Source organism: Streptomyces sp. NRRL B-24572 (genome assembly GCF_002156145.1).
Taxonomy (GTDB): Bacteria; Actinomycetota; Actinomycetes; order Streptomycetales; family Streptomycetaceae; genus Streptomyces; species Streptomyces vietnamensis.
The window spans coordinates 1-2,659 of the sequence record NZ_MWIG01000317.1 but is presented as its reverse complement, the minus strand read 5'-3'; the positions used below and the strand labels follow the sequence as shown (position 1 = coordinate 2,659).

The window sequence follows — 2,659 nt, the reverse complement described above, 5'->3', positions numbered from 1 at the left end:
CCGCCGCCACGAGCGCGCCGCCACACCCGGAGTCGACCTGGTCTCACCGGGCGATCTCCCAGTGGGTCGCCGGTACCGTCTTCGCGAAGATCTCCCCATCCCAAGTCGGGCGGGTCCTGGCCGATCTGGACCTCAAACCGCACCGGGTACGAGGCTGGCTGGCCCGTCGCGACACCTCCGACTTCTGGGACAGGGCCGCCGACGTCTGCCGCCTGTACCGCACCCCGCCCGCCGGAGCGGTGGTGCTGTCCATCGACGAGAAGACCGCGATCGCTGCCCGATCCCGCAAGTACTCCGCCAGGCCCGCCGCTCCCGGCACCCCCGTCCGCCAGGAGTTCGAGTACCTCCGGCATGGCACCGCCTCGATCGTGGCCGCCCTCGACGTCACCACAGGCGAGGTGCTCACCGAGCCCATCGCCCGCAACAACGCCGTCACCTTCACCGCCTTCCTCGACCGATTGGACGCCGTGATCGGTCTGGGCAAGGAGATCCACGTAGTGCTCGACAACGGCTCCTCTCACACCGCCAAGCACACCAAGGCATGGTTCGCCGCCCATCCGCGCTGGCACGTGCACTGGACCCCGCCACACGCCTCCTGGCTCAACCAAGTCGAGCTTTTCTTCTCGGCGTTGACCCGCCGCGTGATCCGGCATGGCGACTTCGCCAGCCGCGATGCCCTGATGAACAAGATCGACGACTACGTCGTCGGGCACAACCAGACCGCCAGACCTTACCGCTGGACCTACGACGGCACCCCACTCAAGACGACGTGATCAACGCCCCTCCACGAACTTCCGCGGAGCAGCACTAGGCCGCCTGGAGCGCGTCCACCACCACCATGCGCCGGACCCGGCGGGCCGGCAGGACCGAGGCGGCGACGCCCGTGAGGACCGTGGCCGCGAGGATGGCGAGGACCGTCAGGGCCGTGCCGCCCGAGTTGGCCAGCGCCTCCAGGGCGGAGACGTGGCCCGCCAGGACGGAGCGGGCGGCCAGCGTTCCGTAGACGAGGCCGAGGAGCGTTCCGGCGACCGCGCCGGTGAGCGCGAGCAGGACCGACTCCAGGGTCAGCATCCGGCGCAGCTGCTCGCCCGCGAGGCCGATGGCGCGGAGCATCCCGAACTCCCGGGTGCGTTCCTCCACCGTCAGCATCAGGGTCGCGGCGACGCCGAGCGCGGCGATCGCGATGGAGAAGCCGAGCAGGACGGTGACCACCAGCATCATCCGGTCGAGCAGGGAGCGGATGAGGTCGGCGTCGGACCCGGTGTCCGCGATCCGGATCTCCGGGTGCGTGGCGAGCGCGCGGTCCACGGCCGCGCGGGCCTCGTCGTGGCCGGTGTCGCCGGCCGGGTTGAGCAGGACGGTGGAGGCGGTGGCGGCGCCCGGTGCGAGCCGGTCGAGGGTGGCCCCGGTGACGTACACCGTGGCCTCCGGGTGGAGGGAGACGGGCAGCGTGCCCGCTCCGGACACGGTCGTGAGCCGGGTGCCGGCGACGGTCAGCGCGGGCCGCCCGGTGAGCGCGATCGCCTCGCCGTCCTTGAGCGCGCGGGCCGCGCCGACGCCCTCGGCGTCCGGGTTGAGCCCGGCCGGGTCGGCGGCGGCGAAGACCGTCTTCCGTCCGTCGACCGTGAGGGTCGCGGTACGGACGGGGGTGACGGTCAGTCCGCGTTCGGCGCGCAGCGCGGCGAGCACGTCGGCGGGCACCCGGCCGGTGTCCGGATCGAGGGCGAAGACGGCCGGCATGCGGTTGGCGAGCATGCTGTCCAGGCCGCCCTCGGCCGCGCCGATCGCGGTCACGGCGGAGACGGCGACGGTCACGCCGACGAGCATCGCGGACGAAGCGGCCGCGGTACGGCGGGAGTTGGCCCGCAGTTGCTGCACGGACAGCCTGCCGACCGTCCCGAACGGGCGGCGCAGCGCGAGCCCGAGCAGTCCGACGAGCGGCGGCAACAGGTGCTGGGCGTACCGGAGTACGGCGAAGAACGTGAGGATCGCGCCGACCGTCACCGCCAGGAGCGAGAGCGCCGACCCGCCGAACGCGCCGAGGCCCAGCAGCCCCGCACCGGCGACGAGCATCAGCACCGACACCGCCTCGCGGACGACCCGGCTGCCCGGCTCCGGCAGGCTCGCCGCCCCGCTCGCGGCGAGCGCGGCGACCGGCGGCACGGCAGCCGCGGCCCGTGCCGGCTTGCGGACGGCCCACAGGGTGAGCAGCACGCCGAAGACCCCGGCGAGCCCGAACGTCCAGGGGCCCGGCACGAGGGAGACCTCGATCGGTCCGAGGTCGGCGAACCCGTTGATCACCGCGGTGCCGAGTGCGCAGGCCGCCGCGCCCGCCGCGAGCCCGGCGGCCGAGGCGAGCGCGCCGAGCATGAGGCCCTGGCGGCGGATGACCCGGAGGAGCTGGTCGCGGTCGGTGCCGATGCAGCGCAGCAGGGCGAGCTGGCGGGCGCGTTGGGCGAGGACGACGGAGAAGGTGTTGGTGACGACCATGCGGGCCACGGCCATCGCGATGAGGACGAAGGACAGGGCGGCGGTCATGACGACCGCGTGCAGCATGCTCGCGCTCTGGAGGGCATTGTCGACGGCACCGGCGTGCGTGTACGCCGACACCCCGCCGCCCAGCGCCTTCTTCGCCGCCTCCGCCACCGCGAGCGGGTCC

Annotated in this window: 2 protein-coding genes; one reads left to right on the top strand and one right to left on the bottom strand. The window is 73.4% G+C overall.

The window, feature by feature from the left end; translation table 11 throughout:
- Positions 1-773 (top strand): IS630 family transposase (locus CCN56_RS19955; protein ID WP_086828669.1); only part of this gene is annotated, 773 nt, incomplete at its 5' end.
- A 34-nt stretch (positions 774-807) separates the two neighbouring features.
- Here CCN56_RS19955 and CCN56_RS19950 read toward each other — a convergent pair.
- On the bottom strand, positions 808-2,659 hold a 1,852-nt coding region (locus tag CCN56_RS19950; RefSeq protein ID WP_086828667.1), incomplete at its 5' end, for an FtsX-like permease family protein.